The organism is Pseudomonas prosekii (genome assembly GCF_900105155.1).
Classification (GTDB): Bacteria; Pseudomonadota; Gammaproteobacteria; order Pseudomonadales; family Pseudomonadaceae; genus Aquipseudomonas; species Aquipseudomonas prosekii.
Window position 1 is genome coordinate 156548 of sequence record NZ_LT629762.1, and the last position, 25730, is coordinate 182277.

27 protein-coding genes are annotated in these 25730 nt (G+C 60.0%); 9 read left to right on the forward strand and 18 right to left on the reverse strand.

What is annotated here, in order from left to right:
* Positions 1-85 precede the first annotated feature (85 nt).
* From benC to catA, 5 genes are all read right to left on the reverse strand, one after another.
* On the reverse strand, positions 86-1099 hold the full coding sequence (benC, locus tag BLU01_RS00710; RefSeq protein WP_092269441.1) for a benzoate 1,2-dioxygenase electron transfer component BenC: 1014 nt from the start codon (positions 1097-1099) through the stop codon (positions 86-88).
* Between the two features lie 10 nt (positions 1100-1109).
* Positions 1110-1598, reverse strand: a complete 489-nt coding sequence (benB, locus tag BLU01_RS00715; protein WP_092269444.1) for a benzoate 1,2-dioxygenase small subunit — start codon at positions 1596-1598, stop codon at positions 1110-1112.
* Positions 1598-2959 (reverse strand): benzoate 1,2-dioxygenase large subunit, encoded by a 1362-nt coding sequence (gene benA / locus BLU01_RS00720; protein WP_092269447.1) that lies wholly within the window; start codon positions 2957-2959, stop codon positions 1598-1600. Before benA ends, benB begins: the two co-directional genes overlap by 1 nt.
* 195 nt (positions 2960-3154) lie before the next feature.
* Positions 3155-4111: an AraC family transcriptional regulator gene (locus BLU01_RS00725; protein ID WP_092269450.1), complete on the reverse strand. Its 957-nt coding sequence runs from the start codon at positions 4109-4111 to the stop codon at positions 3155-3157.
* Positions 4112-4279: 168 nt separating this feature from the next.
* Positions 4280-5209, reverse strand: coding sequence for a catechol 1,2-dioxygenase (gene catA / locus BLU01_RS00730; RefSeq protein ID WP_092269453.1), 930 nt, complete (start codon positions 5207-5209; stop codon positions 4280-4282).
* Positions 5210-5428: 219 nt separating this feature from the next.
* Between catA and BLU01_RS00740 the strand changes: the two genes are divergently transcribed.
* On the forward strand, positions 5429-6313 hold the full coding sequence (locus tag BLU01_RS00740; protein WP_092269459.1) for a LysR family transcriptional regulator: 885 nt from the start codon (positions 5429-5431) through the stop codon (positions 6311-6313).
* 120 nt (positions 6314-6433) lie between these two features.
* On the opposite strand, the gene BLU01_RS00745 is transcribed toward BLU01_RS00740, so the two are convergent.
* Positions 6434-7333, reverse strand: coding sequence for a polysaccharide deacetylase family protein (locus tag BLU01_RS00745; protein WP_092269462.1), 900 nt, complete (start codon positions 7331-7333; stop codon positions 6434-6436).
* A 139-nt stretch (positions 7334-7472) separates the two neighbouring features.
* Entirely contained in the window at positions 7473-8432 is a 960-nt protein-coding gene (locus BLU01_RS00750; RefSeq protein WP_092269464.1) for an ABC transporter substrate-binding protein, read from the reverse strand.
* Between the two features lie 297 nt (positions 8433-8729).
* Between BLU01_RS00750 and BLU01_RS00755 the strand changes: the two genes are divergently transcribed.
* The 5 genes from BLU01_RS00755 to BLU01_RS00775 all read left to right on the forward strand — a co-directional run bounded on the left by BLU01_RS00755 (position 8730) and on the right by BLU01_RS00775 (position 12704).
* Complete coding sequence (locus BLU01_RS00755; protein WP_092269467.1) at positions 8730-9716, forward strand: aliphatic sulfonate ABC transporter substrate-binding protein; 987 nt, start codon at positions 8730-8732, stop codon at positions 9714-9716.
* Between the two features lie 132 nt (positions 9717-9848).
* Positions 9849-10685, forward strand: coding sequence for an ABC transporter permease (locus BLU01_RS00760; RefSeq protein ID WP_092269470.1), 837 nt, complete (start codon positions 9849-9851; stop codon positions 10683-10685).
* A gap of 3 nt (positions 10686-10688) precedes the next feature.
* The gene (locus BLU01_RS00765; protein WP_092269473.1) at positions 10689-11447 is read left to right on the forward strand and encodes an ABC transporter ATP-binding protein; all 759 of its coding nucleotides are present in this window, start codon (positions 10689-10691) and stop codon (positions 11445-11447) included.
* A gap of 29 nt (positions 11448-11476) precedes the next feature.
* The gene (locus tag BLU01_RS00770) at positions 11477-12157 is read left to right on the forward strand and encodes an SOS response-associated peptidase family protein (protein ID WP_092269475.1); all 681 of its coding nucleotides are present in this window, start codon (positions 11477-11479) and stop codon (positions 12155-12157) included.
* Positions 12158-12431: 274 nt separating this feature from the next.
* Positions 12432-12704, forward strand: coding sequence for a hypothetical protein (locus tag BLU01_RS00775; protein ID WP_092269478.1), 273 nt, complete (start codon positions 12432-12434; stop codon positions 12702-12704).
* Between the two features lie 420 nt (positions 12705-13124).
* Here BLU01_RS00775 and BLU01_RS27715 read toward each other — a convergent pair whose 3' ends face one another.
* The 3 genes from BLU01_RS27715 to BLU01_RS00785 all read right to left on the reverse strand — a co-directional run bounded on the left by BLU01_RS27715 (position 13125) and on the right by BLU01_RS00785 (position 14357).
* Positions 13125-13283 (reverse strand): hypothetical protein, encoded by a 159-nt coding sequence (locus BLU01_RS27715; RefSeq protein ID WP_167370413.1) that lies wholly within the window; start codon positions 13281-13283, stop codon positions 13125-13127.
* A gap of 64 nt (positions 13284-13347) precedes the next feature.
* Positions 13348-13662: an AzlD domain-containing protein gene (locus BLU01_RS00780; RefSeq protein ID WP_092269481.1), complete on the reverse strand. Its 315-nt coding sequence runs from the start codon at positions 13660-13662 to the stop codon at positions 13348-13350.
* Positions 13659-14357 (reverse strand): AzlC family ABC transporter permease, encoded by a 699-nt coding sequence (locus tag BLU01_RS00785; protein WP_092269484.1) that lies wholly within the window; start codon positions 14355-14357, stop codon positions 13659-13661. Before BLU01_RS00785 ends, BLU01_RS00780 begins: the two co-directional genes overlap by 4 nt.
* A 137-nt stretch (positions 14358-14494) precedes the next feature.
* Between BLU01_RS00785 and BLU01_RS00790 the strand changes: the two genes are divergently transcribed.
* A complete protein-coding gene (locus BLU01_RS00790) occupies positions 14495-14869 on the forward strand; it encodes a DUF2784 domain-containing protein (RefSeq protein WP_092269488.1) in 375 nt (124 codons plus the stop codon).
* 77 nt (positions 14870-14946) lie between these two features.
* Here BLU01_RS00790 and BLU01_RS00795 read toward each other — a convergent pair whose 3' ends face one another.
* Together BLU01_RS00795 and BLU01_RS00800 are read right to left on the reverse strand one after the other, a co-directional pair.
* Positions 14947-16524 (reverse strand): GGDEF domain-containing protein, encoded by a 1578-nt coding sequence (locus BLU01_RS00795; RefSeq protein WP_092269491.1) that lies wholly within the window; start codon positions 16522-16524, stop codon positions 14947-14949.
* Positions 16525-16609: 85 nt separating this feature from the next.
* Positions 16610-17137, reverse strand: coding sequence for a DUF3087 domain-containing protein (locus tag BLU01_RS00800; protein WP_092269494.1), 528 nt, complete (start codon positions 17135-17137; stop codon positions 16610-16612).
* Here BLU01_RS00800 and BLU01_RS27480 point away from each other — a divergent pair.
* Together BLU01_RS27480 and ppnN are read left to right on the forward strand one after the other, a co-directional pair.
* On the forward strand, positions 17136-17372 hold the full coding sequence (locus BLU01_RS27480; protein ID WP_101207946.1) for a hypothetical protein: 237 nt from the start codon (positions 17136-17138) through the stop codon (positions 17370-17372). The genes BLU01_RS00800 and BLU01_RS27480 overlap by 2 nt on opposite strands.
* A complete protein-coding gene (gene ppnN, locus BLU01_RS00805) occupies positions 17354-18727 on the forward strand; it encodes a nucleotide 5'-monophosphate nucleosidase PpnN (protein WP_092269497.1) in 1374 nt (457 codons plus the stop codon). The genes BLU01_RS27480 and ppnN overlap by 19 nt, the downstream gene beginning before the upstream one ends.
* 472 nt (positions 18728-19199) lie before the next feature.
* Here the strand turns inward: ppnN and pepN are convergent, their stop codons facing one another.
* Genes pepN through BLU01_RS00835 form a run of 6 tightly spaced genes read right to left on the reverse strand, consistent with a single transcriptional unit; the run spans position 19200 to position 25716 of the window.
* On the reverse strand, positions 19200-21857 hold the full coding sequence (pepN, locus tag BLU01_RS00810) for an aminopeptidase N (protein ID WP_092269500.1): 2658 nt from the start codon (positions 21855-21857) through the stop codon (positions 19200-19202).
* Between the two features lie 10 nt (positions 21858-21867).
* Positions 21868-22698, reverse strand: a complete 831-nt coding sequence (locus tag BLU01_RS00815; protein ID WP_092269503.1) for a DUF2797 domain-containing protein — start codon at positions 22696-22698, stop codon at positions 21868-21870.
* Positions 22695-22955 (reverse strand): YeaC family protein, encoded by a 261-nt coding sequence (locus BLU01_RS00820; protein ID WP_092269506.1) that lies wholly within the window; start codon positions 22953-22955, stop codon positions 22695-22697. Before BLU01_RS00820 ends, BLU01_RS00815 begins: the two co-directional genes overlap by 4 nt.
* Positions 22956-22988: 33 nt before the next feature.
* Positions 22989-23858 (reverse strand): rhomboid family intramembrane serine protease, encoded by an 870-nt coding sequence (locus tag BLU01_RS00825; protein ID WP_092269509.1) that lies wholly within the window; start codon positions 23856-23858, stop codon positions 22989-22991.
* The gene (locus tag BLU01_RS00830; protein ID WP_371918727.1) at positions 23855-24829 is read right to left on the reverse strand and encodes a metallophosphoesterase; all 975 of its coding nucleotides are present in this window, start codon (positions 24827-24829) and stop codon (positions 23855-23857) included. Before BLU01_RS00830 ends, BLU01_RS00825 begins: the two co-directional genes overlap by 4 nt.
* Entirely contained in the window at positions 24826-25716 is an 891-nt protein-coding gene (locus tag BLU01_RS00835; protein ID WP_092269515.1) for an NAD(+) kinase, read from the reverse strand. Before BLU01_RS00835 ends, BLU01_RS00830 begins: the two co-directional genes overlap by 4 nt.
* Between the last annotated feature and the right edge of the window lie 14 nt (positions 25717-25730).

The following is a 25730-nucleotide window of genomic DNA, read 5'->3' on the forward strand; positions in this document are numbered from 1 at the left end:
CCAGACAACATCAATGTTGAATGTCCCGACCTCTTCACTAGCAAGCTCGCCCCCACAATGGACGGCTGTCTGTGCAAACGAAGGTTTACCCCGCGCTGGCCGCAAACTTCTCGTAGTAGAAATTCGCCGGGGCAATGCCTTGCTCGCGAATGTAGTGGCTGACCGCTTCGACCATCGGCGGCGGGCCGCACAGGTAGACGTCGACGTCGCCATCGTTCAAGTGGCGTGGCTCGATGTGCTGGGTGACGTAGCCCTTGAGCGGATGTTGGCTGTCCGGGTTGGCCACGCAGGCGCTGAAACTGAAGTTGGGAATGCGCGCGGCAAAGCCTTCGAGGCGATCGATTTCGACCAGGTCAAAATCGTTGGTCACGCCGTAGATCAAATGCAACGGCTGCTCGCTGCCCTGCTCGGCAATTTTCTCGAGCATGGCGGTGAACGGCGCCAGTCCGGTGCCACCCGCCAGCAACAACAGCGGCCGACGGATATCACGCAGGTAAAAGCTACCCAGCGGCCCGGCTAGAGTAATGCTGTCGCCGGTCTTCGCCATGCCAGTGAGGAAGCTGCTCATCAAGCCGCCGGGGACGTTGCGAATCAGAAAACTGACCTCGCCATCGCGCTGCAATGAGCTGAACGAATAGGCGCGGGTCTGCTCGCTGCCGGGCACGCCGAGGTTGACGTATTGCCCCGGCAGAAAGGCCAATTTGCTCAACGCTTCACCTTTGATCGACAGCGCAATGGTGCTGTCGGACAACTGGCGCACGGCGCTGATGTTGGCCTCGAAGCTGGCTTGCTGCGTGCGGCACACCTGCGACGACGTCGGCACGCGGACCACGCAATCGCTTTGCGCGCGCATCTGGCAGGTCAGGACAAAACCTTGCGCGGCTTCGTCCGCGCTGAGCGCGTCTTCGATGTATTCCTCGCCCAGCTCGTAGCGCCCGGCTTCGGCAAAACATTTGCACGTGCCGCAGGCGCCGTCGCGGCAATCCAGCGGAATATTGATGCCTTGGCGGTACGCGGCATCGGCCACGGTTTCGCCGACATTGGCGTCGATGAAACGGGTGACGCCGTCTTCGAAATTGAATGCAATGGAATGGGTCATGACGGCCACCTCACAAGTGATAAACGTCGATGACCTGGCGAACGTAGTCGTTCTTCAGGATGACTTTTTTGGAGGTGATCAGCGGGGTCTCGCCGCGCACATCGAGGGTGTAGAAACTGCTGCCGAAGTAGCTGTCGACGGTCTTGTAGCGAAAGCTCAGGGTGTGCCAGTTGAAACGCACCTTGCACACGCCGCCGGCCTGTTCCAGCAGCTCGATGTTGCTCAAATTGTGCGAAGTGCGAGTGTCCGGCACGCTGGCGCTGGAGCGCTCGGTCTTGATCCGGAAGATGCGGTCTTGAAGGCCGGTGCGGTTGCCGTACCAGATCAGCGAGATTTCCCGTTGCGGGTCTTCGGTGAGCTCGTCGTTGTCGTCCCACGATGGCATCCAGAACGTCGCGTTCGGGGCGTACAGTTCCAGCCATTGGTCCCACTGTTTGTCGTCGAGGAAGCGCGCTTCGCGGTAGAGAAAATCGCGCACGGCGTCATAGGTAATGGTCATCACACGGCCTCCACGGCAATCAGTTCGGACTGCTCGGCGGCCAGCGCCTTGAGCATGGTCTGCTGCCAGTATTTGTGTTGCAGCACGAACAGGCCTTCGTCCTCGGTGCGCACGCCGCTGAGCAGCGGATGCAGGTCGATTTCCCGTGCCGCTTCATCGGCGCCCTCGACCCAGTGTTCGGCGCCACGGGACATGTCGTTCCACGTCGTGACGCTGCCCTGATAGCTGGTCTGGCACGAGCGAAACTCTTCGAGATCGTCCGGCGTCGCCATGCCGCTGACGTTGAAGAAGTCCTCGTACTGACGAATCCGGCTCGACCGCGCGTGGTCGCTTTCACCTTTGGGGGCGATGCAGTAAATAGTGATTTCGGTGCGGTTGACCGAGATCGGCCGGGCGATGCGGATTTGCGAGCTGAACTGGTCCATCAGGTACACGTTGGGGTACAGGCACAGGTTGCGCGAATTCTCGATCATCCAGTCGGCACGGGCCTGGCCGAAGTCGCGGGCCAACTCGTCGCGGCGCTCGTAGAGTGGCCGGTCCTCGGGGTTCGACCAGCGCGTCCAGAGCAGCATGTGGCCCTTGTCGAACGAGTAGAAACCGCCGCCCTGTTTGGCCCAGGTGCCGGCGCTCATGGTCGGGTTGCTGTCACCGGCCTCGCGTTGCTTGCGCTGGTTCTGGGTCGCGGCGTAGTTCCAGTGCACCGAGCTGACGTGGTAACCGTCGGCGCCATTTTCGGCGGTGAGTTTCCAGTTGCCTTCGTAGATGTAGCTGGAGGAGCCGCGCAACACTTCCAGGCCATCGGCGGACTGGTCGACGATCATGTCGATGATTTTTGCCGACTCGCCGAGGTGCTCAACCAGCGGCAGCACATCAGCCTTGAGGCTGCCGAACAGAAAGCCGCGATAGGACTCGAATCGCGCGACTTTGGTCAGGTCGTGGGAGCCGTCGCAATTGAAACTCGGCGGATAACCGGCTGCGGCCGGGTCTTTGACCTTGAGCAGCTTGCCGGAGTTGTTGAACGTCCAGCCGTGGAATGGACAGGTGTAGGAGCTTTTGTTGCCAGTCTTGTGCCGGCACAACATGGCGCCGCGATGGCTGCAGGCATTGAGGAACGCGTTGAGTTCACCGGCCTTGTTGCGCGCGATGAAGATCGACTGGCGGCCCATGGTGGTGGTGTAGAAGTCGTTGATATTGGGGATCTGGCTTTCGTGGGCCAGGTACAGCCAGTTGCCTTCGAAGATGTGCTGCATCTCCAGGTCGAACAGGCGCGGGTCGGTGAACATCTCGCGTTTGCAGCGATAGATGCCGGTGTCTTTGTCGTCTTCGAGCAGGGAGTGAAGGTATTCGGGTCGCAGGGACATGGCCGCCGCCTCCATTGTTTTTATTCAGGCAGGGCCAATGTAGGACGGGGCTGTGTGGCGGACTATCCGCTGGCTGCAGACCTTTGTCCGTTTAGTGCAGCAGGTTATGCATGCAGCAGCCAGATTTGTCGCAGCCAGGTTTTGTAGCAGCTGCTACGGGGGCTTCTACGGGGGTTGCTACGGGGCTGCGCAGGTTCAGTGTCGGCGCTTGAGGGTGTCCGACGGCAGTTCGCCGAACTGTTTGCGGTAGCTGTCGGAGAATCGCCCGAGGTGCAGGAAGCCATAATCCATCGCCACCTCGGTGACGTTGCGCACGTTGCAGGTCGGGTCGCTGAGGCAGGCGTAGACCCGTTCCAGGCGTTTGCGCCGGATGTAATGCAGCGGTGAGGCCCCGGCGTGGCGTTCGAACAGAGCGTACAGCGAACGCAGGCTCATCCGTGCCTGACGCGCCAGTTCTTCGCTGTCGATGTCTTGCTTGAGGTGGCGCGCGATGTAATCGGCAATCACCTCGAACTTCGCCGCCGGCGCACCGTGGCTGCTGCGGCTGACGTTGGTCTGCATCAACCCAAGCATTTTGCTGACGATGATTTGCGCGTAATGCTCATGGACCTTGGGTATCGGCTCGGCGGCTTCCGCCTCCTGGCAAATCATCGCCAACAGGCTGACAAACCCTTCAAGTTGATTGAGCTGATAACGGTTTTGCAGAAACCGCACGCCCTGCCCCGGATAGCGCCAGCGCTGCTCGTCACACACCGACTCAAGCAAACGGCTGGGGACTTTGAGGATGAATTTTTCGCAATCGTCGGAATACGTCAGGTCCACCGGATCGTCAGGATTGATCAGCAGCAGCTCGCCGGGCTCGAAGTAATGTTCATCGCCGTGCCCGCGCCACAGGCAGTGGCCGCGCAGCAGCACTTGCAGGTGATAAACGCTTTCCAGCGCGCCGGAGGTCACGCGCACGCTGGCGCCGTAACTGATCCGGCACAGGTCGAGGCTGGCGAATTTGCGGTGGTCGAGACTGGCCAGCGGCCGCCCGGCGCGCGGCATCAGCAGGCAATGATTGCCGACATGCTGATTGACGTAGCCCGACACCGCGTAAGGGTCGGCCTGCTCGAACACTCGGCTGCGCTGACTCAACAGTTGCGCTTGCATGGTCGCGTCACTCTCATTGTTTTTATGGGGTCACATCATGGCAAAACCCTGACCCACCACAACCCTTGTAGGAGTGAGCTTGCTCGCGATAGCGGTGTGTCAGTCAGCGGTGATGTTGAAGCTGAATACGTCATCGCGAGCAGGCTCACTCCTACAGGGTGATGTGGATCAGTCTTCGAGGGCGCGAACGCGCTCGGGGCGCTCTTGCTCTTGCGGTTGCGCGGAAGTTTGCAGGGTGAAATCGAAGTCGATTTCGGCAAACCGGCCGCTGACGCCGTGCGCCGCCGCGCGCTGCTGGTCGTCGCTGAAAGTGATGTGGGCGATCAGTTCGTCGCGAGTCGCGTAGGCGAAATCGTCGTGCAGGTATTGGTCGCCGTCGAGGTTGATCTGCGTGGTCAGGTGCCGATGATCCGCCGCCGAAATGAAGAAGTGAATATGCGCCGGGCGCTGACCGTGACGGCCGAGCTGATCGAGCAGTTGCTGGGTCGGACCATCCGGCGGGCAACCGTAGCCCGACGGCACAATGCTGCGGAAGCGGTAACGGCCATCGGCATCGGTGACAATGCGCCGACGCAGGTTGAACTCCGATTGCGTGGTATCGAAATACGAATAAGTGCCGCCGGTATTGGCGTGCCAGACATCCACCACCGCCCCGGCGAGTGGCTCGCCGGCGGTGTTGCGCACCTGGCCCTGCATGAACAGCACCACGCCCGGATCAACGCCATCATCGAGTCGCGCCTCGCCTTCAACCAGCGGCGCGCCCGCCACGTACAGCGGCCCTTCGATGGTCCGCGGCGTGCCTTCAGCCTTGCCGGCCTGCTCGTCTTCGGCGTCCATCAACAGGTCGAGATAATGTTCCAGGCCGATCCCGGCAACCAGCAATCCGGCTTCCTGACGCGCGCCGAGCACGTTCAAATAATTCACCGCTTTCCAGAACTCTTCCGGGGTTACCGCGAGGTCTTCGATGATGTTCACCGAATCACGCAGGATCCGGTAAACCAGCGACTTGACCCGTGGATCACCGGCCTCGTTGAGCAGGCCGCTGGCCTCTTCGAGAAACTTCTGGGCGCTGGCAGTGTGGGAAATTTTCACGTTCATCAGGTTTCCTCATCTTGTCTTTATTATGGTGGCGAACTGGACAGGCTGGGTTCAGCGGTCATCCTCGCGAATCGAAGCCATAATTCACGCCTGTCGATACCCCTCAGGTTCTTGAACTTCTGCAACCGATTCTCATACGGCTTTTTCCGGGCGGCCAATATAGAATTGGTCTGGCTTGATACCTTAAAGGTATCTACCGAATCAGTATCTGGAGGTTTCATGGAACTGCGTCACCTGCGTTATTTTCAGGTAGTGGCCCGCACCCTCAACTTCACCCGTGCCGCTGAACAACTGCACATTGCGCAGCCGCCGCTGAGTCGGCAGATCCAGCAATTGGAAGACGAACTCGGCGTGCAGTTACTGGAACGCGGGCGGCCGCTGAAGTTGACCGAGGCCGGACGGTTTTTTCATGAGCATTCGAGCGCGCTGCTCGAGCAACTGGCCAAGGTCTGCGACAACACCCGCCGCATCGGCCTCGGCGAAAAGACCTGGCTCGGCATCGGTTTTGCGCCGTCGACGCTGTACGGCGTGCTGCCGGAACTGATCCGCCGTTTACGCAATCCCGAACACCTTGAGCTGGAACTGGGCTTGTCGGAAATGACCACGCTGCAACAAGTGCAAGCGTTGAAGGCCGGACGCATCGATATCGGGTTCGGGCGCATTCGCATCGACGACCCGGCGATCATCCAGACAGTTTTGACCGAGGACCGCCTGGTCGCCGCCCTGCCCGCCGGGCATCCGCTGCTGGCCGGGCCGATCAGCCTGCGTGAACTGGCGAAAGAGCCTTTTGTGCTGTACCCCGGCAACCCGCGCCCGAGCTACGCCGACCACGTTATTGCGCTGTTCGAATCCTGCGGCGTGAGCATCCATGTCGCGCAGTGGACCAACGAACTGCAAACCGCGATCGGTCTGGTCGGCGCCGGCATCGGCGTCACCCTGGTGCCAGCCTCGGTGCAACTGCTGCACCGCGACGACATCGGTTTCACCCCGCTGCTGGAAGAAAACGCCACTTCGCCGATCATCCTCAGCCGCCGGGTCGGCGATGTGTCGCCGGGGTTGAGCCATTGTTTGCGGATGATTGAAGAGTTGCTGCCTCACGCATGATCACGCCGCAGCCCTTGCAGGAGTGAGCCTGCTCGCGATTGCGCACTGTCAGCCAACGCTGATATTGGATGCTGAACAACCATCACGAGCAGGCTCGCTTCCACAGGTTTTGTGTTTCAGTCAGTGGGAATCGCCATCCCACAGCCAGTTCCAGATCCCCGGCAATTGCACCGGCTCCGCGCTTTCGCTGACGGTGCGGGCCAGCGCCGCTTTAATCAATTGCTGCTGATCGTCGTAAAACGGCTTTGGCGCAGTTTTGACCCCGGTCTCGCGGGCGCTGTCGAGGAGGATTTGCAGGTATTCGCGGGTGTGCCGGGCGGTGTAGCGATTGAGGTCGTGGAAGGTCACCACCACCGGAATCACGCCGTCGACCGTGGGTAATTCGCCGCGGGCGATGCGTTCGCGGACTTCCGATAATTGCAGCAACATGTTGGCCCGGCGTCGTGGACTGGCGTTGAAACCCCAGATCTTGCCGTCATTGGCGCTGACGTCGGTCAGCAGCACGTGCATGCCGTGGCGCTTATACGCGGCGAAAGTGCGCGCGTCGTAATTCCAGAACGGCGGCCGCAGCAGAGTCGGCGGCGTGCCACTGATCGCGGCGATAGCCGCCGCGCCTTGGCTTAAAGTCTGTTCGAGGTCTTGCGGGCTGAGCCAGCGATGGTTGGTGTGCCAATGGGTGGCGGTGTGAAAACCGAGGATGTGGCCCTCGGCATGCTCGCGCTGCATGACGCGCCGGCCAATGTCGCTGTCGCCGGCACGCGGCGCGCCGGTCTGGACGAAAAATACCGCTTTGATGTTCGCTTGCAGCGGATTCTCGGCAAGGCCGTCCAGCACGGTCTCGGTCGGGTTCCAGAAACTTGAGGCACTGGGGCCGTCGTCGAACGTCAGCAGAAACCGAATCGGCGCCTGTGCCTGCAAGCGTTGCTGGGTCTGCGCGGTCATTTCGATCGGCGCCGAGATGCAACCGGTCAGTCCGATAGTCACCGCGAGCAGCGAGAGAATCCTGAACAGCTGTGTCATGTTTTGCCTTGGGCCCGACCATTGCGGTCATCACGTTAATGGCAAAACCCTCGCCCGGTGATCCTCCACTCGGCCCGCATGTCGTTGCGCGCGCAAAGTCGGGCAAGGTTACACAGTGTTGGCGTCGCGCGCTCCCGGATTAGTGTGTCAGCGCCTGTTCGAACGAGTGATCGATGATCGGCGCGGTGGCCAACGCCGCCGGCAGTGCCTTGACCTTGAACAGGAAATCCGCAGTGCTTTGCAGATCGGCGGCGGCTTGCTGATCCACCGGGCCGACGGTCATGTGCGCCTGGCGCAACCAGTGGCGCGAAACATTCTGATCGAGGTTGGCCTTCTTCGCCCAGAGGTCGGCGTATTCATCGGTGTGGGTATCGACCCAGGCGCGGGCCTTTTTAAGGCGCCCGAGAAAGTCGGCGATGGCTTCACGTTTGCTGTCGATTGCCGGCGTTGAAGCAGCAATCGCGCTGAGACCAGGCATCAGGTTCTTCGCGGTAAGAATCGGTCGGGCGCCGGAAAAGAGGATTTGTTGCGAGATGTACGGTTCCCACACCGGGAACGCGTCGATGCTGCCCTGCGGTAAGGCCGCCGCAGCATCAATCGGCATCAACTTGATGAAGTCGACGTAGTCCTCCGGCAACCCGGCCTGCTCCAATGCACGCAAGGTCAATTGCTGACTCCATGCACCGGGCCAGTAAGCGACCTTTTTACCCTGCAAATCGGCAATGGTTTTCACCGGTGAATCCTTGGGCACCAGCAACGCAATGGTGTCGGGGTTTTGCCGCGACACGCCGACCAGCTTCACCGGCGCCTGCTTGGCGGCGAGGAACAGAAAACCCGAATCGCCGAGAAAACCCAAATCCAGTGCGCCCGTATTCAGCGCTTCGGCCAATGGCGCGGCGGCCTGGAAGTGTTTCCAGTCGACGGTGTAAGGCGCGCCTTCGAGCACGCCCGACGCTTCCACCGAGGCGCGCACGTTGTAGTAATTCTGATCGCCAACGTGCAGGACTACCGATTCAGCCGCGTAGGCGAAGGGTGCAAGCAACGTCGCAGAAAACAAGGCGCAGCTCAGCAGACTGCGCAGGGATCGGGACAGGTTCATCGAAAGCTCCGGGGGTGTTATTTCGATAGACCATAACGCTCTTACTGGACAGCTTTTAAATTCTTTTTATGCATAAGCTAATGATCGGCTGCGGTCACTGTTTGCTTGGCAACAGCGGTTCAACAGACTGTTTGTCTGTGTTCATCGGCATCCGTTTTCCAAAGGCCTGAAGTGTGGAAAACGCTGGATTCAGCGGACATGGCACAGAGCCTGCAATATTCCTTTTATGCAGGACGCATCGTTAACAACCATTCATCAGGACATAAGAATCTAATCGCCTTGCCTGGAGCTGTGCTCATGAAATCCTTCTTCCGTTTTCCTAACGTCAGGCACTTGCTCAGCGCCGTCGCCATCGCTTTCAGCCTGCAACCCTTGGCCCATGCCGCCGACACCGCGCCGGCCGAAGTGCATCTGGATTACGCCTATTACTCGCCGGTGAGCCTGGTGCTCAAGCATTTCGGCTTCCTCGAAAAAGCCCTGCCGCAGACGAAAGTCGGCTGGGTGTTGAGCCAGGGCAGCAACCGCTCGCTGGAATACCTGAACAGTGGCGGCGTCGATTTTGCCTCTTCCGCCAGCCTCGCCGCGGTGCTGAGCCGCGCCAATGGCAGCCCGATCAAGTCCGTTTACGTCTACAGCCGCGCCGAATGGACCGCGTTGGTCGTGCGCAAGGATTCACCGTACAAAACCGTGGCCGACCTGAAGGGCAAGAAAATCGCCGCGACCAAAGGCACCGATCCGTACCTGTTTACTTTGCGTAGTCTGCAACAGGCCGGCCTGAGCAAGGACGACGTCGAACTGGTGCACCTGCAACACCCGGACGGCCGCACCGCGCTGGAAAAAGGTGATGTCGATGCCTGGGCCGGACTGGATCCGCACATGGCGGCGAGCCAGGTCCAGGCCGGTTCGCGTTTGCTTTACCGCAACACCGATTTCAACAGCTACGGCGTGGTCAGCGTCACCGACAGCTATGCCAAGGAGCATCCGAAAACCATCGAAACCGTGCTCAACGCCTACGAACAGGCGCGGGAATGGGCGGTGAAGAACCCGGAAGAACTGGCAAAACTGCTCGCCACCGAATCCGGCTTGCCGCTCGAAGTGGCCAAGCTGCAATTGTCGCGCACTGACCTCAGCACCCCGCAATTGAGCGCCAAGGACGTGCTCGCGTCCAAGGCTGCGGCGCCGATCCTGGTGTCCGAAGAACTGGTGCGGCGCGGGGTGAATGTCGATCAGGTGATCGATCAACTGATCGACACCGGCTTTAAACAAACCGTCGCCCGTCAATAACAAACACCACACCCCCGTAGGAGCGAGGCTCGCCCGCGAAGAATTCAGATCGGTCTTGCTGAAAGACCATGTAATCGTTCTTCGCGGGCAAGCCTCGCTCCTACACAAAAGGGGCATTGATGTGGAGGACTCATGACCAGCAAAAGCAAATCCCTGCCCGCCCACCTCGCACTCCCCGCGCCCAAACGCCTGAGCAATGCCTGGAAATTGCGCCTCAAAGGCCTGGCCCTGCCGCTTGCGATCGTCCTCGTGCTGGAATTTGTCGTACGCATCGGCTGGCTGCCGTCCTACCAAATGCCCGCCCCCAGCGAAGTGGCGCTGACCCTCGGCGAACTGGCCGACGGCGCGCTGTGGAAACACATCAGCGCCAGTCTGTTGCGGGTTTTGCTCGGTTTTGCCATCGGCGCCAGCCTGGCGCTGGTATTCGCCGCGTGGGTCGGTTTGAGCCGGGAGGCCGAAGCCTATCTGGAACCGACATTCGCCGGCCTGCGCTCGATCCCGAGCCTGGCGTGGGTGCCGCTATTGCTGCTGTGGCTGGGCATCGACGAAACCTCGAAAATCGTCCTGATTGCCATCGGCGCGTTTTTCCCGGTGTACCTCAACGGCGTCGCGGCGATTCGTGACATCGACCGCAAACTGGTGGAAGTCGGGCAAATGTACGGATTCAGCCGAGCGCGGCTGGTCCGCCGCATCCTCCTGCCCGCCGCCCTGCCCGGCCTGTTCACCGGGCTGCGCAGCGGCATGAGCCTGGCGTGGATGTTTCTGGTGGCCGCCGAACTCATCGCCGCCACCAAAGGCCTCGGCTATTTGCTCAGCGACGGCCGCGAGACTTCGCGTCCGGACATCGTGTTGGCGGCGATCATCGTGCTGGCGATTCTCGGCAAATTCAGCGACGGCATTCTCGCCAGCCTGGAAAGACGTTTCCTCGCCTGGCGCGACACCTTCAACGGCCAAAATACAGGGGAATAAGCCATGACCGCACACTTGCTGGACATCCGCGTGGAGCGCAAAAGCTTCGCCAGCGCCACCGACCTCAACAACAGTGCTCTCAACAACACTGCCCTCAACAACGTTGTTCTCAACAACATTCATCTGCAGCTCAAACCCCGCGAAACCGTGAGCCTGCTCGGCCCCAGCGGTTGTGGCAAAAGCACCTTGCTGCGAATTGTCGCCGGGCTGGAAAAGGACTTTCAGGGCGAACTGAACAACCATGCCGGCGAAGTCGCGTTTGTGTTTCAGGAACCGCGCCTGATGCCGTGGCTGACGGTCGAGCAAAACATCGGTTTCAGCGCCGACAAGCAGTACGACAAGGACTGGGTCGCGCAATTGATCGACGAAGTTGGCCTCGGCGGTTTTGCCCAGGCGCTGCCGAAAGCCTTGTCCGGCGGCATGGCGCAACGGGTGGCGATTGCGCGCGGTTTATATTCGCGGCCGCAGGTGTTGCTGCTCGATGAACCGTTCAGCGCGGTGGACGCCTTCACACGGATGAAACTCCAGGACTTGTTGCTGCAACTGGCCGAGCGCCACGCAATCGCATTACTGCTGGTCACCCACGATGTCGATGAAGCGCTGTACCTCAGCGACCGCGTGCTGGTAATGGACAACCGCCCGAGCAGCATTCGCCAGGAATTGGCGGTGCAACTGGCGCATCCGCGCGATCGCCGCGATCCGTTGCTCGCGCGACTCAAGGCTTTGTCGCTGACCGAATTGCAACGCGCACATGTCATCTAAGCTGAAATCTCTTGTGGGAGATTTCGCCAATGTGTGGACGACTGACGCAGTACCGGGGTATTCACGATTTTGTCGCGGTGTTGAGCATTCCCGACGCGCTGATCAATCACGTTGGCGATCAGACGTTGGCCCGCTACAACGCCGCGCCGACTACGCAACTGGCGCTGTTTCATCAGCAAAATGACGGCTTGCATGCCGACAACGTGCGGTGGGGCTGGCGACCGCACTGGGCCAAGGATCGCGCAGCGCCGATCAATGCGCGGGTCGAGAAAGTCGCGCAGGGGGCTTTTTTCCGCTCGATATGGCCGAACCGGGCGATCTGTCCTGTCGATAATTGGTTTGAATGGGTCGACGCCGGCGATTCGACGCGCCAGCCGTGGCTGATTCGGCACCGCGATCACACGCCGATTTATTGCGCGGCGATTGGGCAATTTCCTGTGGCGGGTGGCGAGCCACGGGACGGTGATGGTTTTGTGATCATTACCGCGGACGCTGCCGGAGGCTTGCTTGATGTGCATGATCGGCGGCCGGTGGTGCTGTCGGCGGAGTTGGCCCGCGAATGGCTCGACCCGGCGACGCCCAAGGAGCGCGCCGAGCAAATGGTTTTGTTTGAGGGCGAAAGCAGCGAATGTTTTGAGTGGTACAAAGTAGGCAAAGCTGTAGGAAATGTCCGAAACCAAGGTGCCAGTATTATTGAGCCCTTACTTTGACGCGCGCGCCCTGATTTAACTATTACCCACATCAACAAGTTGCCTATACAACTTCACCGCGCAAACGTTACATACAGTGTTTCAAGCGCGAGACACTTATTTTAGTGCGGCTGTTTGCCGCACAACCGCTTGTCTGACATTCCGATCGTCATACATACATTTCGCCCCGCTACAGCTAGCATGCGCGCCGCATTTCCATAAGCATTCCCAGTTGACCGATGAGTCAACAATCAAGGAAATTCCTACAACTTTTACACACCTGCAGAGAACTAAGTTGCGCGACGATTTTGCAAACAATCAAGTCGATGGGCTGGAGTGTGTCTATCTTTCAATGACAGAACACTTGCAACTCAATTGTTTTATCGGCAATTACATAAAAACCCGAAACCTGCACTCAGTCGCGGATATCGAGAATGTTCTGCGGGCCACGCTGAAAAACTATCCGGGCAAAGCGCCAGTGATGGTCAATGAAGTCAACGCGTGGATCGACAAGACCCTCGGCTACCGCACCGCGCATCCGGATTTCCCGCAGATGGAAGATGCCTGAAAGACGTGTTGTGGTGGTCACAACATCCGGGCACGCCCCCGAAACTGTGGGAGCTGAGCTTGCTCGCGATGGGGCCGGCAGCCGCGACATCTTCACGCCTGGACGACCGCTATCGCGAGCAAGCTCGGCTCCCACAGGGGAGTTGTGGTGATCACAACATCCGGGCACGCCCCCGAAACTGTAGGAGCTGAGCTTGCTCGCGAAGAGGCCAGCAGCCGCGACATCTTCACGCCTGGACGACCGCTATCGCGAGCAAGCTCGGCTCCCACAGGGGAGTTGTGGTGGTCACAACATCCGGGCACGCCACCGGAACTGTAGGAGCTGAGCTTGCTCGCGAAGGGGCCGGTTGACGCGACATCTTCAGCGACTGAACGACCGCTATCGCGAGCAAGCTCGGCTCCCACAGGGGATTTGTGGTGCTCAGGGTTTCAGCGGGATTTCGATGTCGCGGTCGGACAGTTCTTTGCCGTCATCGGGGTGTTTCCAGTCTGGCCTCGAACGGCGCTGGCGCTCGATTTCTTCGTGGCTGGGTTGGTCGGTGTCTTCTTGCAGATCCGGTTGCCCGGGTTCATTGGCCATGCGCACCTCGCTTGTTCAAGGGATCAAATCTCCTCCAAGCGTAGTTCACCGGCGCGCTTGCGGCTCACAGCCACCAGCGCAGCAAAAAGAAGAATCCCATGCTCAGCAACATGCTGATCAGCGTACTGCGGGTCCAGATCACCAGGCCCACGGCCACCAGCGAGCTGAGCAAATACGGGTTGTCCCACTGCAAGTTCAGCTGTTTCTCCGGCATAAACACAATCGGCCCGCAAATCGCCGTGAGCATGCCCGGCACCGCGAAACCGAGAAATTGCCGCGCGTTGCTGCTCAAGCGCAGCGGCAAGCGTGGTTCGAGGAACACGTAGCGGTTGAGAAATACCAACACGCCCATGCCGATAATCACCGCCCAGACCATCATGTGCGCTCCAAATACAGTTTGTTGCAGATAAACCCGGCGGTCATCCCGGCCAGCCCTGACAGCACCAGCGCCGAGCCCCATTGCCAATAACTGAACAACACCGAGCAGAACAGCGACACCGCCACGCAGACCACCGTTGGCACGTTGCGCACCACCGGCGTGATCAGCGCGATAAACGTCGCGGCAATCGAGAAATCCAGGCCCAGATGTTCAAGCCCCGGAATGCTGCTGCCGAGGACGATCCCGGCCAGGGTGAAGAGGTTCCAGGCGATATAAAACGTCAGGCCGACGCCCAGCGCATACCAGCGATTGAACTGCTGTTTGTCGTGCTGACTGGTCAACGCAAACAACTCATCAGTGAGCAAAAAGCCCAATCCCACCCGCCAGCGCCCCGGCAGCGGCGAAATCACTGAACGCATGCTCATGCCGTAGAGCAAATGCTGCGAGGTCAGTAGCAACGTCGTCAGCAGAATCGAAAAGACCCCGGCGCCGCCCTTGAGCATGCCGATCGCGACCAATTGTGCGGCGCCGGCAAACACGATGCTCGACAAGCCCTGACCTTGCAGCGGCGTGAGATTGGCCTCGATGGCCATCGAACCGGCGAGCAATCCCCACGGCGCGGTGGCCAGGGACAACGGCATGATCGCCGCCGCACCACGCAAAAACGCGCTGCGCGGCAAATGTGAGTTGGACATAACACGCTTCACCGATGAATGGACCGCCAACTGTGCCAGCAGTCGCGCTCGAAGGCATGCACAATTTTGCCCACCTGGAGCGCGACGCCGCAGCCGAGTAACATGGCGCCATTCACTTGAAAAGTCAGGGAGCCGACATGCTTTACCGAATCGCCGCCGACGGGCTGGTGCTGTTTCACTTGTTGTTCATTTTGTTCGTGCTGTTCGGCGGACTGCTGGTGCTCAAATGGCATCACCTGGTCTGGTGGCACCTGCCCGCAGCGACGTGGGGCGTGATCGTCGAGGTGTTTCACCTGACCTGCCCGCTGACCTACTGGGAGAACCTGATGCGCGAAGCGGCCGGGCAAACCGTGTATGGCGGCGGTTTCATCGAACATTACGTATTGCCGATCATCTACCCGGCCGGGCTGACCCCGACCATTCAACTCGGGCTCGGCAGCATCGTGCTGGCGGTCAACGTGCTGGTCTACGCGCGTCTGATCCGCCTCTGGAAACTCCGTCGCGCCACCTGAAGCGCAAACCACCCACCCTCTGTAGCGAGCGAGCTTGCTCGCGCTGGACTGCGCAGCAGTCCGTAGATTTCAGCCGATCAATTGGCAATCACACTCATATTGCGCCCGCTCGCCTTGGCCACGTACATCGCCTTGTCCGCCGCGCCGATCAAGTCATCGGCCTTGGCTTGCGAGGCCGGATCATAAGCGCAAACGCCAAGACTGACCGTCACCACGCCCTCGATCCCTTCGCCGTGGACGATGCCGGCCTGCTGCACCGCGCGGCGGATTTTTTCGGCGACCAGAAACGCCCCGACATAGTCGGTGCCGGGCAGCACCACGGCAAATTCTTCGCCGCCATAACGCACCGCCAGATCGCCGGGGCGCTGGATGCTCTCGATGATGATCGCGCTGATCCTGCGCAAACATTCGTCGCCCGCCACATGCCCGTAATGATCGTTGAACAGCTTGAAGTGATCGACGTCGATCATCAGCATCGCCAACATGCTCTGGCTGCGCCGCGCGCGGCCCATTTCGGCAATCATGAACAGATCGAACTGGCGTCGATTGGCCAGCCCGGTCAGCGCATCTTCCAGCGCCAGCAGTTCGAGGCTGTGATTGATCTCGAGAAGTTTTTCCTGGGCTTCGAGCAATTCGTTCTGCACGCGGTTTTGCTGCTTCATCACGCGGATCAGGCGATAACCGAGTGTGCCGAGGACCCCCAGCAGCAGCGCGACGATGGTCGCACTGTTCAACGATTCCTGGCGCCAGGCGGTCAGCACTTCTTGCTTGTTCAGCGCCGCCGAAACGACCAGCGGATAACCCTCGACCCGACGAAAACCGACAACGCGTTCAACGCCATCGATCACCGATTTGATCGTCGCCGTCCCGGAACTGGCATACGGCAGCAACTGCGTAAACAACGGCCCATTGGCGACGCTGGTGCCGATATCGTTTTCATTGAACGGGCGGCGCACCTGCAGATTGCCGTTGTCGGCGATCAGGCTGATCGCGCCGTTTTTGCCCATGTCGATACCGTCGTACAGTGCCAGGAAATGGTTCAGGTACACAGTGGCCAGCGCCACGCCGGCGAAACGGCCGTCGGGATGATTGATCCTTCTGGAAACGGTCATGATCCATTCGCCGGTCGAGCGGCTTTTTATCGACGGGCCGATGTGCGGGCCGCGCTCGGGATGATCGCGGTGGAAGACAAAATACTCGCGGTCAGAGTTGTTCGATTGCGGCACGGACGCGCCGTTGGAATTGACCAGCCAACGGCCGTTTTCGTCGTAGACAAACAAGCCATGCAACTGCGGCAGCTCGCTGCGTTGCGCCACGAGCAATTGCTGCACACGGCTGAACGGTGCCTGGCCCGCGCCGTCCTTTTCCAGGCGATCGACCAGGGTGAACAGCATCGTATCGGCCTGTTTGATCGTCGATTGCGCCTGCGAGGCCAGCGTCTGCGCGAGGTTGGACATCGCCACTTCTTTGTCATGCAAGTGGTAGTGCCGCGAATTCCACGACTCCCAGACCGCCAGCGCGGTCATCGACAGACACACCGCGATCAGCAACACCACGGCGTAACGCACCTTGAGCCTGGCTTGCAGCTGTTCGGCGAGCAATGACGCCGTCGGCTGAAGGGTTTCGATACGAACTTTAACGGACGGCTGTCCCATGACATTCCCTGATTTTTCTGTAGAGGCGATGCTTCCTGACCGCCACTGGTCTGCTGAGACTAGCTGATGCCTTGCGCCGCAGGCGTTAGCGTGGGGTTTGCTTGACTGCTTCGAGCCAGGCCGGGTTCAAGTGCGTCTGTTCAGTGTCGATACCGAGCGCCTGCATGCGTTGCTTGTGTTGCTCCATTTCGCGGTTCAATTGCCCGTGATTGCTGGAGTTACCGTCCAGTTCATGCATCTGGCTCAACCCGAGATGATAGAAGCGCAGCAGCTTCATCGCATCGGCATCGCCCGCTTCGACCGCAGCTGTCACCTGGTGCATGACGTTGGTCACGCTCATCAGGCTGCGCTTGAGCCGCCAGCCGTAGACCGCCGGCGCCATCCATGGCTGATGCCAGAACGTGCCGCGCATCAACGCGACCATCAGCAGCACCGCGACAAACACCCCGCCGACGTTGAAGCGCAGGTTGTCGCCGCGGGGTTCACCGAACAACGTCACCGCAGCGGTCGACAGCGCCATGGCCAGCGCGAGGAAAATCAGGGCAATGATCACCGTGCTGCGCCGGGTCTGGCGGCGGAAGGTTTCGGCATTCATCGGCTGGATTTCGAACATGGTGGCGAACGTCCTTGAATCAGTGAGCGAAAAGAGTGCCGGGCATTATCGCCTCTGCGAGGGATTTAGCTATGCTGGGGCTCCTTTTGATTTTTTCATCGTCAAACCGGGACGTGGCGAGAGTCCGCAGTTCGTGCCATCTTCTTTCCTGGATACATATTATTCGGATGCCAATCGCTACTCCTGTCTGAACGGCATCGTTTTAAGGATCATTGAATGTCCCAACGTCAAGTAATCAACGCTTCCGTCAGCCCTAAGGGCAGCCTCGAAACCCTGTCCCAACGTGAAGTGCAGCAACTGAGCGAAGCCGGTTCCGGCAGCACCTATACCCTTTTCCGCCAGTGCGCCCTGGCCATCCTCAACACCGGCGCCCACGTTGATAACGCCAAGACCATCCTCGAAGCCTACAAGGACTTCGAAATCCGCATTCACCAGCAGGACCGCGGCGTGCGCCTCGAACTGCTGAACGCGCCGGCCGACGCCTTTGTCGATGGCGAAATGATCGCGAGCACCCGGGAAATGCTTTTCAGCGCCCTGCGCGACATCGTCTACACCGAAAACGAACTCGACGCCCAGCGCATCGATCTCAGCACATCGCAAGGCATCAGCGACTACGTGTTCCACCTGCTGCGCAATGCGCGCACCCTGCGCCCCGGCGTCGAGCCGAAGATTGTGGTGTGCTGGGGTGGCCACTCGATCAACACCGAAGAGTACAAATACACCAAGAAAGTCGGGCATGAACTGGGTTTGCGCAGCCTCGACATCTGCACCGGTTGCGGCCCCGGCGTGATGAAAGGCCCGATGAAAGGCGCGACCATCGCTCACGCCAAACAGCGTATTCAGGGCGGGCGTTACCTCGGTCTGACCGAACCTGGGATTATCGCGGCCGAAGCACCGAACCCGATCGTCAATGAGCTGGTGATCCTGCCGGACATCGAAAAGCGTCTGGAAGCGTTTGTCCGCGTCGGCCACGGCATCATCATCTTCCCGGGCGGTGCCGGTACCGCTGAAGAGTTCCTGTACCTGCTCGGCATTTTGATGCACCCGGACAACAAGGGCCTGCCCTTCCCGGTCATCCTCACCGGGCCGAAACACGCGGCGCCGTACCTTGAGCAACTGGATGCGTTTGTCGGCGCAACCCTCGGTGAAGCGGCCAAGCAGCATTATGAAATCATCATCGACGACCCGGCCGAAGTGGCGCGGCAGATGACTGCCGGGCTCAAGGAGGTCAAGCAGTTCCGCCGCGAACGCAACGACGCGTTCCATTTCAACTGGCTGCTGAAGATCGATGAAGGCTTCCAGCGCCCGTTCGACCCGACCCACGAAAACATGGCCAGCCTGCAACTGAGCCGCAGCCTGCCGGCCCACGAACTGGCGGCCAACCTGCGCCGCGCGTTCTCCGGGATCGTTGCCGGCAACGTCAAGGACAAGGGCATTCGCCTGATCGAGGAACACGGCCCGTATAAAATCCGCGGCGACGTGGCGGTGATGCAACCGCTCGATCAACTGCTCAAGGCATTCGTCGCCCAGCACCGGATGAAACTGCCGGGCGGCGCGGCGTACGTGCCGTGTTATCGCGTGGTTGCCTGACAGTTAATTTGGGCGTGGCGCAAATCCTGTAGGAGCTGAGCTTGCTCGCGAAAGCGGTCTGCCAGTTGGTGCATCTGCTGGCAGGCATGACGCCATCGCGAGCAAGCTCGCTCCCACAGTGGAATAGCTGCGGACGCTGGATTTGGGGATGGCGCAGATCCTGTAGGAGCTGAGCTTGCTCGCGAAAGCGGTGGATCAGTTGGTGCATGCGCTGGCAGACATAACGCCATCGCGAGCAAGCTCGCTCCCACAGGAAAATGGCTGTGGACGCAGAATTTGGGCTTGGCGCAGATCCTGTAGGAGCTGAGCTTGCTCGCGAAAGCGGTCTGCCAGTCGATGCATGCGCTGGCAGACATAACGCCATCGCGAGCAGGCTCACTCCTGCAGCCATCACCGCAGCAACGGATATACCCGCAATCCACCTCACACAAAAAAGGCGCCCGAAGGCGCCTTCTTCACTAGCCCCAAAAACTCAAGCCAGGCTCTTGCTCACTACCTCAAACACATCACTGGACAACTCACCCGAGCCACGAATCCGCTCCAACTCCGCTTTCATCAGAGCCTGACGTGCATCGTCATATTTGCGCCAGCGGGTCAGCGGCGCCAACTGCCGAGAAGCGATCTGTGGATTGAACCCATTCAACTCAATCACCAAATCCGCCAGGAACCGATACCCGGAACCGTCCGCTGCATGGAAATTCACCAGATTCTGCCCGGCAAACGCCCCTACCAACGCGCGCACCTTGTTCGGATTCTTGATATTGAACGCCGGATGCTCCATCAGCGCCTTCACCCGTGCCAATCCACCCGGCAGCGTGCTGCCCGCCTGAACACTGAACCACTGATCCATAACCAGCGGATTATCCTTGAAGTGCTCGGCGAAACTCGCCAGCGCCTTGGCCTTCTCATCGTCGAACGGCGAATTCACCAACACCGCCAACGCCGTCAGGCGCTCGGTCATATTGTCACTGGTCTCAAACTGCTCCAGCGTCGCCGCCAACACCTCCGGCTTACCGCTCAGCATCAAGTACGACAGCGCAATATTCTGCAGCGCGCGGCGGGCAAAATGCTCAGCCTCAGCCACATATGGCGTGTTCTTCGACAAATCACGATTGGCCTGGTAACGCAGCCACAACGCCTCGAACAAATTGTCCGCCAACTGCTTGCGCACAAACTCCCGCGCGGTGTGGATGGCATCGACATCAGCCACATCGCTGATCTCGGTCAGATACGCCTCGCCCGGCAACGACAGCATCTCCGCGACCATCGCCTGATCCAGCGTTTCATCGGAAAGCACTGTGCGCAGGGCCGAAATCAGCCGCTGATCCAGCACCAGCGTTTCGCCCTTCTGCTGCTGCGCGATCAACTCCTGCAACACTTGCACCGACAACTGCTGCCCGGCATCCCAACGATTAAAACCGTCGCTGTCGTGCTGCATCAGGAACATCAACTGATCGCGGTTGTACGGGAAGCTCAACTTCACCGGCGCCGAGAAACCACGCAACAGCGAAGGCAACGGCTGTTCGGCGATATCAACGAAGGTGAACGTCTGCTCGGCTTCCGTCACCGAAATTACCCGCGAAGTGCCTTGAGCAGCGTCTTCACCCGACAGGCGCAAAGCAATCGGCGCGCCTTTGGAGTCCAGCAGACCGAGTTCCACAGGAATCACAAACGGAAGTTTCTCAACCTTGTCCGGGGTTGCCGGGCAGCTCTGACGGAACGTCAGGCTGTAGGTTTTCGCCGCCGCATCGTAAGACTCGCTCACCGCCAGACGTGGCGTACCAGCCTGGCTGTACCAGCGTTTGAACTGCGTCAGGTCAACGCCATTCGCGTCTTCCATGGCTTTGATGAAGTCGTCGCAGGTCACGGCTTGGCCGTCATGGCGGTCGAAATACAGGTCGCTGCCCTTACGGAAACCCTCAGCGCCGAGCAAGGTGTGGAGCATGCGGACCACTTCCGAACCCTTTTCGTACACGGTCAGGGTGTAGAAGTTGGAAATCTCGATGAAGCTGTCCGGGCGCACGGCGTGGGCCATCGGGCCGGCGTCTTCGGCGAACTGGTGGGTGCGCAGATAAGCCACGTCCTGGATGCGCTTGACCGTGGCCGAATTCATGTCGGCGGAGAAGCCGGAATCGCGGAACACTGTGAAGCCTTCCTTGAGCGACAACTGGAACCAGTCGCGGCAGGTCACGCGGTTGCCCGACCAGTTGTGGAAGTATTCGTGAGCGACGATCGCTTCAACGCGCTGGTGCGCGGCGTCGGTGGCGGTTTCGGCGCGGGCCAGCACGGCGCTGGAGTTGAAGATGTTGAGGCCTTTGTTCTCCATCGCACCCATGTTGAAGTCGTTGACCGCAACGATCATGAAGATGTCCAGATCGTATTCGCGACCGTAGACCTCTTCGTCCCAGCGCATCGACTTCTTCAAGCTGTTCATCGCGTGCTGGCACTTGTCGATGTTTTCCGGCTCGACGTAAATGCGCAGCGCCACCGAGCGCTCGGTCATGGTGGTGAAGGTGTCTTCGACGCACCAAAGGTCACCGGCCACCAGCGCAAACAGGTACGCCGGTTTCATGAACGGGTCTTCCCAGGTCGCCCAGTGCCGGCCGTCTTCGCCAGGACCGCTGGCAATCGGGTTGCCGTTGGACAGCAGCACCGGGTAGCTGTGCTGCTCGGCGACGACCGTGGTGGTGAACTTGCTCATCACGTCCGGGCGATCAAGGTAATAGGTGATCTTGCGGAAGCCTTCGGCCTCGCACTGGGTGCAGAACATGCCGCTGGATTTATACAAACCTTCCAGCGCGGTGTTGGTTTCCGGGTGAATGCGCACGGTGGTGTCGACCGTGAAACGTTCGCTCTGCGGATGCAATGTCAGGTGGTTTTCAGTCAGCACATAGTCGTCGGCGCCAAGCTCGCGGTCGGCCAGGTTGACCGTCAGCAATTCCAGCTGCTGGCCATCGAGCACCAGCGGCGGCAGGCCCGGACCGCGCTCGGGATTACGGCGCATCACCAGTTGCGCATGGACCAGGCTGTGGTCCTCGAACAACTCGAAGGTCAGGTGCGTCTCGTCGATCAGGTAGTCGGGCGCCTGATAGTCCTTCAGGTAAATCATCTTCGGTTGTTCGGTGCGCATGCTGGAATCCTTAACTATGCACGGCGAGCTGATAGGCCGTGTACTTGCGAATATTGATGACGCCGGTGTCGAAAATCAGGTACTGGCCCTTGATCCCCAACAGCGTGCCTTCGGCAATCGGGTTCTTGTCCAGGTTGAAGCTGACGATCTTGGCCGGGTATTGCTCGACCGGATAGCGGATTTCGAGGACGTCGACATCGGCAATAGTCTGGATTGCCTGTAGGCCGAATCGTTCCTGCAAACCTTGCAAACCTTCGGCGCAGCTCTCGAACAACTGATCGCGAACTTCAGCCAGATCCACCGACAGCGCTTCGCCCTTGAGTAAAGCACGCCAATTGGTCTTGTCCGCCACTTGACTGCGGAACAGGTCTTCGACGAAGCCCGATTGCTGGCGAGTCGAGACGCGCATGATCGGCAACGCCTGGCGCGCGCCCTGATCGATCCAGCGGGTCGGCAACTGGTTGAGCCGGGTAATCCCGACTTTCACCCCCGACGAATTCGACAGGTAAACGATGTGGTCGGTCATGCAAAACGTCTGGCCCCACTCCGGATCACGGCAGGTGCCGGCGTCGAAGTGGCAGCGTTCCGGGCTCATTATGCACAGGTCGCACTGCGCCAGTTTGGTCATGCACGGGTAGCAATAACCCTGGCTGAAACTGGTTTTGGTCTTGCGTCCGCAATGGGAACAGAAAATCGCCCCCAGGTATTCGAGGCGAACCGTGCTGCCGATCAATGGATTGACTGGCACCTCGGTATCGCCCAGACGAAAAGCGTATTGCACGTCCGGCCCGTCGAGGCGCGCCGACATTTTGCTGATTGCACCGCGGCCAATCTCAATCAATGGATGGCATCCGACTTGAACAGGATATTCGGCACTTCAATCGACTTGGAGCTGCATTCCTGCGGGCCCATGTAACCGGTGCGCTGATCTTCGGGCAGATTCTGGATTTCCCAGGCGATCATCGCTTGCAGCGACAGTTCGCGTTGCTCGGCGGTGAGTTTGCCACCGTCCGACCATTTGCCGATTTCCACCGCCAGCTTCAGGCTCTGGTAGATATCGGGGGTGATGTTTTTGATCATTTCGTTAAAAGAGGACATCAGGGTCTCCGCGCTCTTTATGCAATAACTGTTTTAGACGGCGAGTTTACGGCGGTTGTACAAACCGCCCAACAAACCGGTGAAGCATCCGATGAGCAGCCCGCTGACGTGCGCGGCGTTGGCGATTTCGCCAAAACCGATCATCGAGATCAGCCCGGACATGCACACCACCAGCCAGATCAGCATCATCACCAGCACGCCACGCGGCAGGCGATAAGCCGGGTTCGGCGACAGCAACTGGAAGATCCAGCAATGCCCGAGCAAGCCGTAGAGCACGCCGGACAAGCCACCAAACAGCGTTGCGCCGCTGTAATAAAACTGCGAATAGTTCGACACCAGGCTGTACAGCAACGTCAGGCCGATCAGGTTGATGCTGCCCTGCCGCGCCTCGATGCGCCGTCCCAGTTCCCAATACCACATGCCGTTCATGGCCAGGTGCAGGAAGCCAAAGTGCAGCAACATCGGCGTTACCAGACGCCACCACTGCCCCGCCGCCAGGCTGTCGGCCAATGGCGTGAACTGGATGTATTCGCCGACCACGCGGAAATCAAGGAAGGTAAACCAGTGCATCGTCTCGAGGTTTTCCCCGAGCAACGTCACCGCGCCGACGATCAGGCTCAGCAGCAAAACCACCGCGGTCGCCTTGCTGTGGCGCAGTTGCTCGACCAAACCTGGACGTTTGCTGGTCTGAGCCACCGGGATGTCGAGCTGCTGCTCCGGATCACCGGCGGGAAAGCGTTCGTACAGCGAACGCACGTCTTCGCTGATGTTGTCCGGCACCCACAGCACCTGCTCGCCCGCTTCTTCGCTGACCCGATGCGGGACTTGCATGCGTTGCAGCAGTTTGACGAAACCACTCAAATCCACCGCCAGCGGCAGACGCAAAACCGCCACCGTACTCATTGCAAAGCCTCCGGGCGCTCGACATCGACCCAGACAAACTTGTGCGGATCGAGGCGGGTTTCCTGGTCCAGTCGATAAGCGACCAATTTGCCGTAGAGCACGGCGCTGTAATCCAGGCAGGCGAGGTTCGGGCGGATCGGCGCCGGTTTGCCGCTGCGCCAGTAATGGCCGACAAACAACAACGGCTCGTCGACGCCGTAGCGCAGCAAATTGCTCTTTTCAGAGGACGACAGTGGCGTCAGCGCCACCGGTTCAGGCAAGGCGTCGGGTTGAAACACAATGTCTCCGTAGGTTTGCGGGTCGTCTTCCCAGAATTTGGTGCGGAAGAACGAACGCGTCAGGCCGTCGCCGCTGGTCATGGTCTGGCCATCCGGCAGGCGCATATCGGTGCCGCGCAACAGGCGATCGAACACCGTGCAGGCAAAACTGCCGGGCACGGCCGAGGCCTGGAGGAAATGCTCATCGACGCAGCCATCGGGGAACAAGGCGCGCAACGGCTGGATCAGCCCGGCATCCCAACAGGCGTGCACCACGCGGAAACGCCCGGCATCGACGAACAATGGCAGTTCATAGAACCATTGCTGGAAGTCGTGCCAGTCGCCCGGATGATCTTCGAATTGGGTCAGGGTTTCGCCCAGCAGGCGCGCGTGGCGTGGCGTGTGTTCGCGCACGAATTGCTTGCCGCTGCCCGGCGGCGCCGGAGTGCTCCAGCCGAGCGCGTTGAATTCATGGTTGCCCATGATGCACAGCGCCTGACCGGCCTCGACCATGTCGTGAACGATGTGCAGCGCCTCGCGAATCCGCGGGCCGCGGTCGATGATGTCGCCGACAAACACCGCCATGCGCGATGGATGTCGCCAGACGCCAGCGTGTTTGTGATAACCGAGACGGTCGAGCAAGTGCTCAAGGGTCAGAGCGCAACCGTGCACGTCACCGATCAGGTCGTAGCTACGCGCGGGATCGAGCATCAGTCGCCTCCACCACCCAAACGGCTGCCCCAGCCAAGCTTGGTCCGGCACACTTCGTAATAGTTGTGGTCGAGCGGGTGAATCAGCCGCAGCTTCTGCGCTTTTTTGCTGATGGTGATGGTGTCACCCGGCGCGCAGGTGAAGTGGTTCTGCCCATCACAGGAGACTTGCGGGTAAATCTGCATATCCTTGGACACGACGATTTTCAGCTCACTGTTGCCGTCGACCACAATTGGCCGGCCAGACAAGGTATGGGGGTACATCGGCACAATCACAATAGCGTCGAGCTTGGGGTGCATGATCGGGCCACCGGCCGACAAGGCATACGCGGTGGAGCCGGTCGGCGTCGCGACGATCAGGCCGTCAGCCTTCTGGCTGCAGACGAACTGGCCGTCGATGTACAGCTCGAACTCGATCATTCGCGTGGATTTTCCGGGGTGCAGCACCACGTCGTTCAGCGCGTCGCCCTGGCCGATGGCCTCGGCGTGACGGCGCACTTCGGCTTGCAGCAGGAAGCGGTTTTCCACCAGATAGTGGCCGTCGAGCACTTCGGCGACTTTGACTTCCAGCTCATCGGGGCGGATGTCGGTGAGGAACCCCAGGCTGCCACGGTTGATCCCCAGCACCGGAACGTTGTGTCGGGCCAGCGCACGCGCGGCGCCGAGCAGGCTGCCGTCACCGCCGACGACGATGACCATGTCGCAGACTTCGCCGAGCATCTTGCGCGATGAAGTCTGCAGGCCATGGCCCGGCAGGACTTCGGCAATGGTGTCCTCGAGGATCACGTGCAAGTGACGATCGAGCAGAAACCGTTTCAGTCGGCGGACGGTATCCAGCACCTGTGAACTGCCCAGGCGACCGATGATGCCGATATTGCGAAATTGCTCCATGAGGTTCCTGCGCG